Genomic DNA, 14,943 nt, shown 5'->3' with positions numbered 1-14,943 from the left:
AAAATCGACCTGCAAGGGGATGTCATGATGAAGGCGAGAATCACCACTGCTGCCCTGTGCCTGTCCAGCGCGCTTGCGCTTGCTGCCTGTTCTCAGGCCGGCACCGATGCCAAGCCTAGCAACGGCGGCGCGGACGCCAGCGCTTTCCGCGATCAGCCACTGGTCAGCGAGATCTATACCGCCGACCCCTCCGCCCACGTGTTTGACGGCAAGATCTACGTCTATCCTTCGCACGACATCGAAACTCCGACGGCAGACGACGATCTCGGCAACCAGTATGCGATGCGCGACTACCGCGTGCTGAGCATGGACAAGGTCGGCGGCAAGGTTACCGTCGGCCCCGTCGCGCTCGACGTGAAGGACGTGCCATGGGCCTCGCAGCAAATGTGGGCACCCGATGCCGCCTACAAGGACGGCACATATTTACTCTATTTCCCGGCGCGCGACAAATCGAAGGACAAGAACGGCCTTGGCGCATTCCGCATCGGCGTCGCCACCTCGAAAAACCCGATGGGCCCGTTCGTGGCCGAACAGGAAGCCATCCCAGGCTCGTTCTCGATGGACCCCGCCGTGTTCGCCGACGACGACGGCACCGCCTACATGTATTTCGGCGGGATCTGGGGCGGCCAGTTGCAGCGCTGGGCCACGGGCAAGTACGATCCCAACGGCTCGGACACCGATCTGATGCAGGATGACAAGCCCGCGCTCTCGGGCAAGGTCGTCAGGATGAATGCCGACATGAAGACCTTTGCCGAGGCGCCGCGCGATGCGGTGATCCTGGGCGAAGACGGCAAGCCGGTGCTCGGCGGGGATCACGAACGCCGCTTCTTCGAAGCCTCATGGGTCTTCAAGAAGGACGGCAAGTACTACTACACCTACTCGACCGGTGACACGCACTTCCTGAACTATGCCATAGGCACCAGTCCCTACGGCCCGTTCAAGTACGCCGGCCACATCCTGAAGCCCGTGCAGGGCTGGACCACGCACCATTCGATCATCCAGCACGATGGCAAGTGGTGGCTGTTCTATGCCGACACGCAGCTTTCCAACAAGAACCACCTCCGCAACGTCAAGGTGACGGAGCTGACCTTCAACCCCGATGGTTCGATCCAGACGATCGATCCCTTCAAGGCAAAGTAACCCGCGCATGTTTCTTGGCATCGATGTCGGCACCAGCTGCGTGAAGGCGGTCGTCACCGCCGAAACCGGGGAGGTCCTGACACAGAGCAGTTCGGACCTCACCGTGTCCCGCCCTCATCCGCTGTGGTCGGAACAGGCCCCGGCGGACTGGGTGGAGGCAGCACACAAGGCAGTGCTTGGCATCGATGCAGAATTGCGCAAAGGCGTGCGCGGCATCGGTCTTGCCGGGCAGATGCATGGCTCCACGTTGCTCGGATCGGACGACAAGCCGCTGCGCCCCGCCATCCTGTGGAACGATGGCCGCAGCTTTGCCGAATGCGCCGAGATCGAGGCGGCGGAGCCGCGGGCGCGCGATATCACCGGCAACATCGCCATGCCGGGCTTTACCGCGCCCAAGCTTGCATGGGTCCGGAACCACGAACCCGACGTGTTCGCCGCCACGCGCACGGTTCTCCTGCCCAAGGACTACGTCCGCCTTGCCCTTACCGGCGAGAAGGCGAGCGACATGTCGGACAGCGCAGGCACCCTCTGGCTCGATGTTGCCAAGCGGGCCTGGTCGGCTGAAATGCTTGCCGCCACAGGCCTTGATGAAAGCCACATGCCGCGCCTGCACGAAGGCCCGGAAGTCACCGGCGTGCTGCGCGAGGATGTGGCGAGGGCCTGGGGGATGGAGCGCGTGCCTGTGGTGGCCGGCGCGGGCGACAATGCGGCAGGCGCGCTTGGCGTCGGCGTGCTGTCGGATGGGCAGGGCATGCTTTCGCTTGGCACATCGGGCGTGATCTTCGTGGCCAATGCAGCGTTCCGGCCCAACCCGGCCGAAGCCGTCCACGCCTTCTGCCATGCCCTTCCCGGCGTGTGGCACCAGATGAGCGTGCACCTTTCCGCCGCATCCTGCATCGATTGGGCGGCCAAGGCCTGCAACGTGCCCGGCCCTGCCGAATTCTTCGCCCTTGCCGAACAGGCCGGAGCCGCCTGTGGACCGGAACTGTTCCTGCCCTACCTCTCGGGTGAGCGTACCCCGCACAACGATCCACACATCCGCGCCGCATTCCTCCGCATCGGCAATGAAAGCACGACGCCGCGCATGGCTGCCGCCGTGCTTGAAGGCGTGGCCTTTGCCCATGCTGACGGGATCGATGCCCTGCGCAACGCCGGCACGCAGATCGAGGAACTTAGCGTGATCGGTGGCGGCTCACGCTCGGCGCATTGGGGCCGCATCCTGTCGAGCGTGCTCGGCGTCCGCCTCGTCTACCTGCGCGGGGGCGAGGTTGGTCCGGCGCTGGGCGGTGCCAGACTCGCGCAGATCGCTGTCACGGGCGCGTCTGCCGCCGAAGTTTGCACCCGCCCGCCAGTTCGCGCCGTGATCGAACCCGATCTCGACCTTGCCGCCCGCCTCGCTCCCAAACGCGCCCGTTTCCGCGCTGCCTATGCGGCGCTCGCCCCGATCAAGGAGTAACCCGATATGTCCGCTGCCTACTTCGATGAATTTTCGACCATTCGCTACGAAGGTCCCGAAAGCACCAACGATCTTGCCTATCGCTTCTATGACAAGGACCGCGTCGTTTTCGGCAAGCGCATGGAAGACTACCTGCGCTTTGCCGTTTGCATGTGGCACACCTTCTGCTGGCCCGGCAGCGACGTGTTCGGCGCCGGCACGTTTGACCGCCCGTGGCTGAACGGCCCGCAGGACGAAAACGCCGCCCGCGCCAAGCGCGAAGCGGCCCTCGCCTTCGTCGAGAAGCTCGACCTGCCGTTCTACTGCTTCCATGACGTGGACGTCATGGCGCCTGCCGAAACCATTGGCGAATTCCGCGCCAGCTTCGCCAAGGCGGTCGATCATCTCGAAGAACTGCAGGCCAGGCATGGCCGCAAGCTGCTGTGGGGTACGGCCAACCTGTTCGGTCATCCGCGCTACCTTGCAGGGGCCGCCACCTCCCCCCGCCCCGAAGTCTATGCCTGGGGGGCCAGCCAGGTTCGCGACGCGCTCGAAGCCACGCATCGTCTTGGCGGCTTCAATTACGTTTTGTGGGGCGGCCGCGAGGGTTACGACACGATCCTCAACACCGATCTCAAGACCGAGCAGGAGAATTTCGGTCGTTTCCTCAGCCTCGTGGTCGAGCACAAGCACAAAATCGGCTTCAAGGGCACGATCCTGATCGAGCCCAAGCCGCACGAGCCGACCAAGCACCAGTACGACTTCGACACCCAGACGGTGTACGGCTTCCTCAAGCGTTTCGGCCTTGAAAACGAAGTGAAGGTCAATATCGAGGCCAACCACGCCACGCTTTCAGGCCATACCTTCGAGCACGAAATCGCGATGGCCGGTGCGCTTGGCGTGTTCGGTTCGATCGACGCCAACCGTGGCGACCCGCAGAATGGCTGGGACACCGACCAGTTCCCCAACTCGGTCGAGGAACTGACGCTGGCCTGCATCGAGATCGAGCGCGCCGGCGGCTTCACTAATGGCGGCTTCAACTTCGATGCCAAGGTCCGCCGCCAATCGGTTGATGCGGCTGATCTTTTCCACGGCCACATCGGTGGCGTCGACGTCATCGCCAAGGCCCTGCTGCGCGCCGAAGCCATCATTGCCGATGGCCGCATCGATGCTTTCCGCGCCAAACGCTATGCAGGCTGGAACGGCGTGCTGGGCCAGACCATCCGCAAGTCGAGCCTTGCCGAAATCGCCGATCTTGCCGTGGCGCAGGACCTGAAGCCCGCCCCGGTTTCTGGCCGGCAGGAATGGCTGGAGAACATGCTCAACCGGTTCTGATCGAATTGGTCTGAGTAAATTTAGGGCTCGTGGCGGATCAGGGTTCGCCACGAGCCCTTTTTCACGGTTATAACCCATAAATATCGTTGAAAGCCCATCCTCTTTAACTCATACTTTTCGAAAGTTTGAGAGGATATCATGATTCGATTGTCCCGCGTTCTTGCGACGGCGGCCGCAGCGTTGTGCGCTTCGGCCAGCCCCACCCTCTGCCAGACCGATCCGTCACTCGCGCCCTATTTTGAGCAAGCCACAGCCGGGAGCGCTGCGGTTGACGGGGACGGCTTCGTCCGCCGCTGGATGCTGCTTGAACCGATCGCCAAGCCGAACCGCACGAACCAGCTGTTCACCAGCGATTATGTGCGCAAGGCCTTCGCCGAGGATCGTCCTGCAAGCCTCGGCGAAAAGCTGCCGCGTGACGGACAGGCCCTGACCCACAAGGGTGCGAAGCTGGCATGGCATGCCCTTGATGCCACGCAGTGGGACGCCAAGCTGTTCTACTTCGCCGCAGCCTACGGCAAGCCGACTTATGGTGTGATCTTCTGGGCAACAACAGTGATCGAGGCGCCACGCGACATGCCCGAGGCCCGCCTCGCCGTTGGCTCGAATTCCGCCTCGATGTGGTGGCTGAATGACAAGGAAGCCGCAGCCCTGTTTGGTGACCGCCGCATGGTCATGGACGATGTCGTTTCGCCCGCCCTCGGTTTGAAGAAAGGCCGAAACGTCCTGCAGGGCGCAGTGATCAACGGCCCCGGCTTGTCCGATTTCGCGGTCCGCTTTGTCGACGGCAAGGGCCAGCCCATCCGCGATCTCAAAGTAACCCTGCGCTGAAAGAGGCCCTCATGAACCACAAGCTTCTCGCTGCAGTTGCGGCCATCGCCTGCCTGCCCGCCTCGCTCCTCGCGCAGAGCAATCCCGTCGCGCAAATGGAGGGGGAACCCTACATCCACGATCCGTCGACAATCGTCGAATCCGATGGCCGTTACTACACGTTCGGAACTGGCAAGGGCGGTCTGGTTTCATCTGATGGCTGGAACTGGACAGGCGGGCCGGTGCGCCCCGGCGGCGGCGTGGCCCCGGACGTGATAAAACTGGGTGATCGCTACTACGTGGCGTGGGCTGTTGGCGGCGGCGGGATGAACGGCGGCCACAAGAGCGATGTGAAAATCATGTGGACCAAGTCGCTCGACCCTGCGTCGAAAGACTTCGAATTTCATGACGTCGGAACTGTTGCATCCAGCGACGGCTTCGAGAACAACGACGCGATCGATCCCGCCTTTCTGCTCGCCGAAGGTCGCCTGTGGCTCAGCTACGGCACCTACTTCGGCACGATCCGCATGGTCGAACTCGATCCGAAGACTGCCCAACGCCTGCCCGGTAATCAACCCGTCGATATCGCGATTGACATGGAAGCCACCGCCCTCCTGCATCGTGACGGCTGGTACTACCTACTTGGCACCCACGGCACCTGCTGCGATGGACCGAACTCCACCTACAACATCCGCGTCGGCCGTTCGCGCAGCCCGCTGGGGCCCTATGTCGACAACTTTGGCGTGCCCCTGCTGAAAGGGGGCGGCAAGCTGGTCTGGGGATCGAACGGGCGCGGTCGCGGCGCTGGCCACTTCGGCCTCGTCGATCTGGGTGACGGCGTGGAAAAGTTCTCGTTCCATTACGAGGCTGACATGGACCGGTCTGCTCGCAGCGTGCTGGCAATCCTTCCCCTCACCTGGAAGAACGGTTGGCCCGTAGGACAGGAAAATCTTCGCCCCGGCACATACGAAATCCAGTCCGAACGCGGAGGCGCGCTGCAGCTGGCAGTCGATGAAGTCCGGCTGCCGTGGTCGTGGACCGGATTTGGCCCGCCGAAGGAGCCGGTGAAGCCAGTGCCCGACCAGACACTTGAGCAAAACCGGGCCGTCTGGCCAAAGGGCAATATCCCGGTAGACATGGGTGCCTATCAGGTTCGGCCCAACCAGCACTGGACGATTGCACCCGTAACTGGCGCTGGTGGCTGGTTCGGAGCGCCATATGTCAAGATCGTCGTCGCCGGAACCAGTCACGCCCTCGCCGCAACGCCGACAGGCGATGTCGTGGCCGTGCCGGAATACACTGGCACGCCCGAACAGCTCTGGCGGATCGATATGCTGGCGGACGGCACCTATCGCATCGTGCCCAAAGCCACGCCCGATCCGATGAAGCCGCTGGCCCTCGCCGCCGTCGGCGCCAGTACCCCGCGCCTCGTCCGCTTCGATCAGAATTCGGACGCCGCCAGATGGACTTTCCGCCTGCCCTGATCAAATGGACTGACAGATGGCCAATCGTGCTGACGACGTCGAACTGCTGGACTTTGCCGAAATTGCGCCCAAATAGGACACAGGGGCGCAAGGAGCTGATAGTGTCGCGAAGCAAGGAACAGGGCGGGGACGCGATCGACAGATCAGACAAATCACTTCGGCTGCACGGCAGCATTGCGCGCGATCTCGGCATAGCCATTGTCACGGGCAAGTATCCTCCCGGCCACGTGCTGACCAGCGAAGTAGATTTTGCCGAGCAGAATCACATTTCGCGCACCGCCTATCGCGAGGCGATCCGCATTCTCGCCGCCAAGGGCTTGGTTGAAAGTCGCCCGAAGGCAGGAACCAAGATTACCGATCCCTCGCGCTGGCACATCCTCGACCCCGACGTCCTCGCCTGGACCTTCGAGGGCGAGCCGAGCCAGGCCGCGATTGATGATTTGTTCGAACTGCGACTTATTATCGAACCGGCGGCAGCGGAAATCGCGGCCAAGCGCCGTTCCGGCACGCAACTGGCGCAGATGGGCCATGCGCTTGAAGAAATGGCCAAGCACACACTGGCTTCGCCCCTTGGCCAGGCGGCGGATCAGAACTTCCACACCACCCTGCTGAAGGCCACCGGCAACATGGCGCTGATCTCGCTGGCCAGCACGATCTCGGCCGCGGTGCGGTGGACCACGATCTACAAGCAGCGCAAGCGCAAGCTGCCGCGTGATCCCCTGCCCGATCACCGCGTGCTGTTCGATGCCGTGGCGGATGGAAATGGCCCGGCCGCGCGCGCTGCGATGCAGAACCTGATCGAGCTTGCGCTGGCAGACATCAATCCCCCAGCGTGAGGATCGAGCCTGTGCATTTCGCTGGACAGCAACGCATTTAGTCATACTTATTATCCGGTAGCGGTAACGCTGCCGGATCCGGCCACTAGCCTGATCTGCTAACAAGCCTGGAAGCTTGAAGGATCGGGAAGAGCAATGTCACTCACACGCAGGCAGGCCATCGCAACAGGCGCGGCGGTGGCCAGCCAAGGACTTGTCAGGCTTCCGGCCGGAGCCACCACGCCCCGTCGCCCTCGCAACGATATCCTCTGGTATCGCCAGCCTGCCAAAGAGTGGACCGAGGCGCTCCCTGTTGGCAACGGCAGGCTTGGCGCAATGGTGTTCGGCGGCACGGCCATCGAACGGATCCAGCTGAACGAGGACACACTGTGGAGCGGCGGACCGTATGATCCGCTCAATCCCAAGGCCAATCCCGAAGCCGTCGAAGAGGTGCGTCGCCTGATCTCCGAACGACGGTTCGCCGAGGCCGAGGCAATGGCCAACGATTGCCTTATCGCGCGACCTGTCGGCCAGATGTCCTACCAGACCTTCGGGGACCTGTTCATCGAGATGGATCTGAAGGACGAGCCGGAGGCGTACACCCGCCAACTCGATCTGGACACGGCAACTTCCCTGACCCGGTTTGACATCTCAACCGGCACGATAACGCGCAAAGTTCTGGCCAGCCCCGTCGATCAGGTCATCGCCATCCGCCTGTCCGCGACAAAGGGGGCGAACCTGAGGTGCGTCCTCCGCCTCGAAACCCCGCAGGATGCAACGGTCGTCGCCACGAGCCAATCCCGAAGCGGCGAAATCCGCGTCGAAGGCCGCAACCGTTCAGATCAGGGTGTGCCCGCTGCCTTGCGCCTGGCCGGCCAGCTGGCGGTGAAGGCATCGGACGGCACTGTCGTTGTCCAAGGATCAGATCTCGTCATCGAAGGCGCAACTGAGGCAACCATCCTCGTCGCTATCGCCACCAGCCATTCGGGCGATCCCGTTGCTACCGTCGAACGGCAGATCACGGGCGCTGTGTCACGTTCCTGGTCTGACCTGTGCAAGCGGCATATTGCCGAGCATCGCCGCCTTTACCGCCGCGCCTCTCTCGATCTGGGCACCGCCAGCGCCTTGCCCACCGACGAGCGCATAAAGGCCAATGTCGATACGGATGAGCCAGCGCTCGCCGCACTCTATTTCGCCTATGCCCGCTACCTGATGATCTGTTCGTCGCGCCCTGGCACGCAGCCCGCGAATCTGCAGGGCATCTGGAACGAAAGCACCAAGCCGCCATGGGGATCGAAGTACACGATCAACATCAACACCCAGATGAACTACTGGCTGGCGGACCCTGCAAACCTCGGCGAATGTGCCGAGCCGCTGCTGCGCATGGTTCGCGAGCTTGCCGTCAGCGGCGCGAAGACCGCCCGGTCCATCTATGGGGCCAGAGGCTGGGTCGCCCATCACAATACCGACCTGTGGCGTGCCTCCAGCCCGATTGACGGCGCGGCCTGGGGCATGTGGCCAATGGGCGGCGCATGGCTTTGCAACGCCCTGTGGGATCGCTGGGATTACGGCCGCGATCGCGCCTGGCTCTCGGCGATCTACCCGTTGATGCGTGGCGCGGCAGAGTTCTTCCTGGATACTTTGCAGCCCTCACCACAAGGGCTTGTCACCTCGCCCTCGATCTCGCCCGAGAACCGCCACCCCTTCGGCGCTTCGGTCTGCGCGGGCCCGGCCATGGACCGCCAGATCCTGCGCGACCTGTTCGCCCGGACTGCCGCCGCAGCGGTAGTGCTGGGCAAGGACGATGACTTCGCCGAGCGTCTCCGCAAGACCCGCGCCGCGCTCGCGCCTGATCGGATAGGCGCGGCCGGGCAGCTACAGGAATGGCTCGAAGACTGGGACGAAGCCGCCCCCGAACAGGATCACCGCCACGTCTCGCACCTTTATGCGCTCTACCCCAGCCATCAGATTGACCCCGACGGTACGCCGGATCTCGCCCGGGCAGCCCGGGTATCGCTGAACCGGCGCGGTGATGAAACGACCGGATGGGCAACCGCCTGGCGCATCGCACTTTGGGCACGGCTGCGGGATGGCGAGCGCGCGCACAAGATTCTGCGCAGTCTGCTTTCGCCCACTCGCACTTATCCAAACATGTTCGATGCCCACCCGCCCTTCCAGATTGACGGCAACTTCGGTGGCAGCACGGCCATCGTCGAAATGCTGATGCTAAGCCGTAACAACTCGCTTCACCTTCTTCCCGCCTTGCCGAGGGCCTGGCCCAATGGAAGCGCGCGAGGGCTCGTCGCGCGGGGCGGGCTTGTGGTCGATCTCGCCTGGACGGCAGGGCATCTCGCATACGCGCGGCTTCAGCCTATGTACGATGGGACGATCGAAGTCCGTCTTGGCAATGTGCGCCGCACTTTGAGGCTTTCAGCAGGGCGCGCAATGACGCTGAAAGGCTCGACACTGGCGACAAGCTGAAACCTCTTGCCCTGCCGGGCGTTGCGCTGGCACTTGGACATCTGTGGGCCTTGCCACAAGACGGGGGATCAATGCTGGAGCGCAACAGGATCGAAAGGGGAGGATTTATCCTCCTCTTGGTGATGGTCACCCTCGGGCTTACGCTCGTTGTTTCCCATTTCCTCAGCGCGATGCTCTGGGCCGCGCTGGCCGCCATCATGTTCCATTCGCTGAACGATCGCCTGCTCGAACGTTGGCCCGAAAAGCGCACACGCGCAGCTACTATGACGCTGCTGATCATTACCTTCGCTGTGATCATCCCGGCGATGCTGATCGGCACCATGGTGGTTGAACAGGCCTCCGGCGTATTCGAACAGATGCGAACCGGCCAGATCAACTTCGCAGCCTACTTCGAACAGGTGCATGATGCCCTTCCGCTGCGGCTCCAAGGCGTGCTCGAGAACGCTGGTTTCGGCACATTCGAACTGGCGCAAAGCAAGATTTCCGAAGCGCTTGGCAACAGTGCCAGCATGATCACCCAGCGCGCGCTGGCAATCGGTGCCGACGCCGCCTCGTTCCTGCTCGCCTTCGCGGTCGGCCTTTACGTGACCTTCTTTCTATTGCGCGATGGTTACGCCCTCGGACCGCAGATCGAGCGCGCTCTGCCGCTTGAACCGTCCATCGCCAGCCGTCTGGTCGATCGCTTCGTCACGGTCGTTCGTGCCACGATCAAGGGCTCGGTCCTTGTCGCGCTTGCGCAGGGCGCGCTTGGTGCGATCACATTTGCCATTGTGGGCCTGCCGGCCTCGCTGCTGTGGGGCACGCTCATGGCGATTGCCGCACTTCTCCCTGCCATCGGGCCGGCAATCGTCTGGGCGCCGGTAGCGATCTACCTCTTCGCCACCGGTGCAATCTGGCAGGGCGCCGTGGTGATCGGATCGGGCGTCGTGGTCATCGGCCTTGCCGACAATGTCCTGCGGCCGATGCTGGTCGGTCGCGATACCGGCATTCCTGACTGGCTGGTGCTGGTAACCACGCTCGGCGGCATCGAACTGCTCGGCCTGTCCGGCATTGTCGTCGGCCCAGTCGTCGGTGCGCTCTTCCTGACTGGCTGGCAGATCCTGACCGAACAGAGACTGGCGCTCCACCCTGCCGAAGGGCAAGGCGAAGCGCCCTGATCATTACTTCGGCAGGTCGACTACCCGGTCTATGCTGAAAGTGGTCTCCGTCCCCGGCAGCCCGCTGTCGGGCTGGCCACCGCCAAGGTTCAGGCGATAGGTTCCTGCAAAGACCTGCCGTACACCGTCCGGGCGCACCGCCGAAAGGTCACGCGGCGAAAGCTCGAGCGTCACGGCCTTGCTTTCTCCCGGCTTCAGGGAAACCCGCTGCAGCCCGCGCAGCGCCACGCGCGGTGCGCCGGGCTGTTCGGGGAAGCGCAGGTAGGCCTGAACGACTTCCTCACCCTCGCGCGCGCCGGTGTTGGTCACCTGCGTCGTCACGCGGATGCCGTTGGCCGTGCTGCCGCCGACAGGCTCGATCTTCGCCGGGCCATAGCCGAAGGTCGTGTAGCTGAGGCCAAAGCCGAAGCCATAGACCGGCTTGCCGGTGAAGTAGCGATAGGTCCGCCCCTTCATCGAATAATCGGTGAAGGCTGGCAGGTCCGTCGTGTCCTTGTAGAACGTCAGCGGCAGGCGGCCGGAGGGGTTGGTCTTGCCGGTCAGCACGTTGGCAATGGCAAGCCCGCCGGCCTGCCCCGGATACCAAGCCTCGACCAGCGCGTCGGCATTGTCCCTGGCCCATGAAAGGTTGATCGGGCTGCCATTCATCGTCACCACGACGAGCGGCTTGCCCAGCGTCCGCGCGCGGATCAGCAGTTCGCGCTGGTCCATCGGTAGTTCAAGGCTGGTCTTGTCGCCGCCATCGAAACCTTCGATCTTGAGCGGCATTTCCTCGCCTTCGAGGTCCGCCGTCAGCCCGACGACCGCCACCAGCACATCGGCCTCAGCCGCGCCGCGTACAAGATCGCCCCAGGGATCGCGGCTGATGCGCTTCCAGAACAAGCCCGGCCCGGCAGCGCCGCCGCCTTCGATGTCGAAGTGCAGCGGATAGCGCTCGCCCTTCTTGAGTTCGACCTCGACGTACTTCGGGGGCTCGCCCCACAGCGAATAGTGATCGGACGTGATCACCGGCTTCCCCCCGATCTCGATCGCGCCCTTCACCGCGGTCACGCCCATCTTGTAGAGCCCGCTTTCGGGCGCCACGAAGAAGCCGTCCCACACCACCTTGTGCGCAGGGCTCACCTCTTTCAGCTGCATGGCGCTGCTCTTGAGGTTCGTCTCGATCCGGGTGACCACCGGCTTCGCGCCGAACGTCCGCTCCCCGCGCGGCTTCGAAGGGTCGACCGCGTTGTAATAGACAGCCTTCAGCCCCGGCTTGCCGTCGGGCGTCAGGAAATTGCCATCGGTCACCAGATCGCCATCGACGATCGAGGGCGAGAACGGCACGTAATTCACCTGTGCCCCCGGCATCGCGCGACGAAGGCCATCCACCACCGAGATCGGCGGAGCGGAGTTTGCCGAGGAATAGTTGCCGCGCAACACGCGGGTCGCATCGCCCAGCGGCCCGATCACGGCAACCCGTGCACCGGGCTTCAGCGGCAGAACGCCCGAGTTCTTGAGCAGGACAAGGCTCTTCTCGGCGGACTTCAGCGAAAGGTCCCAACCCTCCTGCGTGCCGACTGCACTGACTGGCGTGGCATTGGGCTTGCGAGCGGCCATCCCGCCGAGGTCGCCATTGCGGTAGCGTGCCGAGAACAGGCGCACCAGCACGCGATCAAGGTCACCTTCGGTCAGATAGCCAGCCTTCAGCGCGGCCTTGTAGCGATCGGCCAGACCCTTGGCCTCGCCAATGGTGCCTGTGTGGCACTCATTGTCAACGCCAGCCAGCAGGCCCACCGCCACGCCCGAAGCAGCATCGGGCGTGTACTTGTGGCGGTCATAGATATCGACCACCGCATCGCAGTCCGAAACGACATAGCCCTTGAAGCCCCATGCCCCGCGCAGCCGGTCCTTCAGCAGGAGGTCGCTGGCACAGGCCGGTTGCCCATCCACGCGGTTATAGGCGCACATGATCGATCCAGCCTTGCCTTCCACAATCGCGGCGCGAAACGCAGGCAGATAAGTGTCTTCCAGATCGTGGCGCGAAACCATGATGTTGTCGGTGTGCCGCGTCGGCTCCGGCCCGGAATGCACGGCAAAGTGCTTGGGGCTGGCGATCACGTCGGGCAATTCGGGGTTCGGCCCCTGAATGCCCTTCACATAGGCGACGCCCAGTTGCGCCGTCAGGTAAGGGTCCTCGCCATAGGTCTCCTGCCCCCGGCCCCAGCGCGGATCGCGGAAGATGTTGATGTTGGGCGCCCAGGTATCGAGCCCAGTGCCGATCTTGCCGAGATGCCCGGTCTGCCGCGCCAGCGTATGCAGGCCCTGCAGTTCGGTGCTGATTACCCGCGCCACGTCATGGATCAGGGGCGGATCGAAGGTGGCGGCAAGGCCGATCGATTGCGGGAAATTCGTGGTCGGCACCGCACCGCCAGCGCCATGCAGGCTCTCGGTCCACCAGTTGTAGGCCGGAACGCCGAGACGCGGAATTGCCGGTGCAACGTTCAGCAACTGCTCCACCTTCTCGTCGGTGGTCATTTTGCCGACAAGCGACGAAGCCAACTGGTCTGCCTCGGCCCGAGGATCGGTCACCTGCGCGTGAGCACCGGAGATAGTTAACGCTACCAAGCCTGCAGAAGCGAGCAGCACTCGCGCGAGGCCGCGCGTTGGCAATGAACTGGCGATCACGATTTTCCTCTCAAGTATCCCGTACCGATGCGACCCGGCAGGGCTGGTCTTTGCGGATCAGACTGGCTGCAATCCGTATTTCACGATGCGGTCGATCAGGTCTCGATGTTTGGGTAGACTGCCAAGCATCCGCGAGGTCATGTCGGCATTCTCCGCCCGCGCGCGCCGCGCCTCACGCACTTCCGGCTCCAGAGTCAGCGCCGAAACCTCGGTTCGGAAGCCCATGCCATAGAGCACGTACTGGTACGACGCAGATGGGAACACCTCGTCCACCCGATCAAACTCTTCGTGCATGTACGGCCCCTGATACTGCCACAGCGCCATCAGTTCCTGCAGCCTCTCGGGGATAGAGGCCGGGTCCATGTTGTCACGCCAGAAGGCAGTGTCGCGTCTCTTGCTCAACACGTAGTGCAGCTTGAGGAAGTCGATGATGCGGCCCCAGCGGTACAGCGTCTTCTCATTGTAGCGCCGCGCCACCACGTCCATCACCTCGCGCACCGGTGGCATCTGGTCGGCGATCATCTTGGCCGAAAGCTCGATCAGCACGATGGCCGATGCTTCCAGCGGCTCGAGGAAACCCGCCGCCAGGCCGACGGCCACGCAGTTGTTCTTCCAGAAGGTCTCGCGATGGCCCGAACGGATGTCGATCTTGCGCACCGAAAGGCCTTCGGCTGCGGGGCCGACATAGGCGCGCAGCTCAGCCTCTGCGTCCTCTCGGGAAACATGACGGCTTGAATAGACATGCCCCACGCCCCGCCGCGTCGGCAGACCAATGTCCCAGATCCAACCCGCTGATTGCGCGGTCGAAATGGTGTGCGTCGCCACCGGCGCATCGGGCGCTGGATATGGCACCTGCATCGCCAGCGCGGTGTCGCAGAACAGCACGTCATTGCAGTCCTTGAAGCCCACGCCCAGCGTCTGGCCGAGCAGCAGGCTGCGCATGCCGGTGCAATCGATGAACAGATCGCCGCTGATCTCGCCCGCCTGCTCAGTGCTGATCGCGCGGATGTCGCCGCTTTCGTCCTGGAGCACTTCCCGCATGTCGGCCAGCACGTGGCGCACGCCCAGTTTCCCGGTGCAATGCCGCTGCATGAACGGTGCGAACTTCCCGGCATCGAGATGATAGGCATAGTTCGCCTGCCCCTCGTACTCGGCGTTGACCATCGATTTGGGCGCAAGGTTCTCGTCGCACAGCCGCCCTTGCGGACAGACGGCGTCGCAGAAGGTCTCGCCGTTGTCGCCGCCCTCGTTCAGCGTGCCCGCGAGCCAGTGCGGCGCAAGGTTCAGCTGCCCGAATCGCTGTGGCAGGACCAGTGGATGGTAATAGGCGTCATCCTCGGCGCCCGTGGTCCACTTCGCGAAGAGCGCGCCCTGCTTGAAGGCGGCATCGCATTCGCGGAAGAAATCGGTTTCGGAAATGCCCACGCTCTTCAGCGTCGAGCGCAATGTCGGCCAGGTCCCCTCGCCCACGCCAATGATCGGCACGTTGGGGCTTTCGACCAGTGTGACGGAGAAATCGTGTCCGATCCGCGCTTTATGCTTTGCGGCAATGATCGCTGCGGTCAGCCACCCGGCTGTTCCGCCACCGACAATCACGACATCGCGCACTGCACGAACCATCC

Annotated in this window: 10 protein-coding genes; 8 read left to right on the top strand and 2 right to left on the bottom strand. The window is 63.4% G+C overall.

The window, feature by feature from the left end:
• Positions 1-27: 27 nt before the first annotated feature.
• The 8 genes from IQ25_RS11955 to IQ25_RS11920 all read left to right on the top strand — a co-directional run bounded on the left by IQ25_RS11955 (position 28) and on the right by IQ25_RS11920 (position 10,654).
• Positions 28-1,140, top strand: a complete 1,113-nt coding sequence (locus IQ25_RS11955; protein WP_144906346.1) for a glycoside hydrolase family 43 protein — start codon at positions 28-30, stop codon at positions 1,138-1,140.
• Positions 1,141-1,147: 7 nt separating this feature from the next.
• Positions 1,148-2,596, top strand: coding sequence for a xylulokinase (gene xylB, locus IQ25_RS11950; RefSeq protein WP_144906076.1), 1,449 nt, complete (start codon positions 1,148-1,150; stop codon positions 2,594-2,596).
• A 6-nt stretch (positions 2,597-2,602) separates the two neighbouring features.
• Positions 2,603-3,910 carry a xylose isomerase gene (gene xylA / locus IQ25_RS11945; protein ID WP_144906074.1) on the top strand — a complete coding sequence of 436 codons (1,308 nt, stop codon included), beginning with the start codon at positions 2,603-2,605 and terminating at the stop codon, positions 3,908-3,910.
• 138 nt (positions 3,911-4,048) lie between these two features.
• The gene (locus IQ25_RS11940) at positions 4,049-4,738 is read left to right on the top strand and encodes an acetylxylan esterase (RefSeq protein WP_144906072.1); all 690 of its coding nucleotides are present in this window, start codon (positions 4,049-4,051) and stop codon (positions 4,736-4,738) included.
• Between the two features lie 11 nt (positions 4,739-4,749).
• Positions 4,750-6,201, top strand: coding sequence for a family 43 glycosylhydrolase (locus IQ25_RS11935; RefSeq protein ID WP_144906070.1), 1,452 nt, complete (start codon positions 4,750-4,752; stop codon positions 6,199-6,201).
• Between the two features lie 101 nt (positions 6,202-6,302).
• The gene (locus tag IQ25_RS11930; RefSeq protein WP_258537021.1) at positions 6,303-7,037 is read left to right on the top strand and encodes a FadR/GntR family transcriptional regulator; all 735 of its coding nucleotides are present in this window, start codon (positions 6,303-6,305) and stop codon (positions 7,035-7,037) included.
• Between the two features lie 135 nt (positions 7,038-7,172).
• The gene (locus tag IQ25_RS11925) at positions 7,173-9,497 is read left to right on the top strand and encodes a glycoside hydrolase family 95 protein (protein WP_144906066.1); all 2,325 of its coding nucleotides are present in this window, start codon (positions 7,173-7,175) and stop codon (positions 9,495-9,497) included.
• 71 nt (positions 9,498-9,568) lie between these two features.
• Positions 9,569-10,654 (top strand): AI-2E family transporter, encoded by a 1,086-nt coding sequence (locus IQ25_RS11920; protein WP_144906064.1) that lies wholly within the window; start codon positions 9,569-9,571, stop codon positions 10,652-10,654.
• A gap of 3 nt (positions 10,655-10,657) precedes the next feature.
• On the opposite strand, the gene IQ25_RS11915 is transcribed toward IQ25_RS11920, so the two are convergent.
• Positions 10,658-13,318: a glycoside hydrolase family 3 C-terminal domain-containing protein gene (locus IQ25_RS11915; RefSeq protein ID WP_407070595.1), complete on the bottom strand. Its 2,661-nt coding sequence runs from the start codon at positions 13,316-13,318 to the stop codon at positions 10,658-10,660.
• Between the two features lie 60 nt (positions 13,319-13,378).
• Positions 13,379-14,941 (bottom strand): tryptophan halogenase family protein, encoded by a 1,563-nt coding sequence (locus tag IQ25_RS11910; protein ID WP_144906062.1) that lies wholly within the window; start codon positions 14,939-14,941, stop codon positions 13,379-13,381.
• Positions 14,942-14,943: the final 2 nt, after the last annotated feature.

Origin of the sequence: Novosphingobium taihuense (genome assembly GCF_007830315.1) — a bacterium.
GTDB lineage: Bacteria > Pseudomonadota > Alphaproteobacteria > Sphingomonadales > Sphingomonadaceae > Novosphingobium > Novosphingobium taihuense.
This window is presented reverse-complemented; position numbering and strand designations above follow the sequence as displayed.

Coding starts and splice junctions, on each gene's coding strand:
- IQ25_RS11920 (WP_144906064.1), top strand. CDS start 9,569: ATGCTGGAGCGCAACAGGATCGAAAGGGGAGGATTTATCCTCCTCTTG.
- IQ25_RS11910 (WP_144906062.1), bottom strand. CDS start 14,941: ATGGTTCGTGCAGTGCGCGATGTCGTGATTGTCGGTGGCGGAACAGCC.
- IQ25_RS11935 (WP_144906070.1), top strand. CDS start 4,750: ATGAACCACAAGCTTCTCGCTGCAGTTGCGGCCATCGCCTGCCTGCCC.
- xylB (WP_144906076.1), top strand. CDS start 1,148: ATGTTTCTTGGCATCGATGTCGGCACCAGCTGCGTGAAGGCGGTCGTC.
- IQ25_RS11925 (WP_144906066.1), top strand. CDS start 7,173: ATGTCACTCACACGCAGGCAGGCCATCGCAACAGGCGCGGCGGTGGCC.
- IQ25_RS11940 (WP_144906072.1), top strand. CDS start 4,049: ATGATTCGATTGTCCCGCGTTCTTGCGACGGCGGCCGCAGCGTTGTGC.
- IQ25_RS11955 (WP_144906346.1), top strand. CDS start 28: ATGAAGGCGAGAATCACCACTGCTGCCCTGTGCCTGTCCAGCGCGCTT.
- xylA (WP_144906074.1), top strand. CDS start 2,603: ATGTCCGCTGCCTACTTCGATGAATTTTCGACCATTCGCTACGAAGGT.